Origin of the sequence: uncultured Algibacter sp. (assembly GCF_947495925.1) — a bacterium.
In the GTDB taxonomy this organism is placed as follows: Bacteria; Bacteroidota; Bacteroidia; order Flavobacteriales; family Flavobacteriaceae; genus Algibacter_E.
The window spans coordinates 1-483 of sequence record NZ_CANMAU010000033.1 but is presented as its reverse complement, the minus strand read 5'-3'; the positions used below and the strand labels follow the sequence as shown (position 1 = coordinate 483).

Below are 483 nucleotides of genomic sequence, written 5' to 3'. Positions count from 1 at the left end.
AACGGTTGGGCTATGGTTTGTTGCGTGAAAATCCGCTAGGATTTTCCGCCGTAAAACAAACTTAGCAAAACGGAAGGAATTTTCGGTAGAAAATTCCGAAGCAATGACTTATAGCCGTTGTTGTGCATAGTTATTTTTTCCATATCCCAAATTCATTTCGAATCGTATTTAATATCTCGCAAACAAAAATTAGTTCATCAACCTCTGGGTAATATTCTAAATACCCGTCAGGATTTGAAAACTCAAATTCGTTAGATTTCCAGCCTTTGGCCTGAAACATATAGCCTTCTCCATCTACAATAGTTTTTCTTTTACTTAGTATTTCGTACTCTTCTTTTATTTTTCCTTTATGTTTTCTTTCCACCTTTTCCACTTCACCTCTGGTTTCCAATTTCCAGAAAATTTCTTTTAGATTCGGTAAATCCAAAATGTGGCTTCTTAGCAAATTTAAGTAGACAAATTCCATATCATTGTCCGATTTTA

Annotated in this window: 1 protein-coding gene; it reads right to left on the bottom strand. The window is 34.6% G+C overall.

Translation table 11 applies throughout. From position 1 onward, the window contains the following. Positions 1-130 precede the first annotated feature (130 nt). Positions 131-483 (bottom strand): hypothetical protein (locus Q0857_RS16895; protein ID WP_298538082.1); only part of this gene is annotated, 353 nt, incomplete at its 5' end.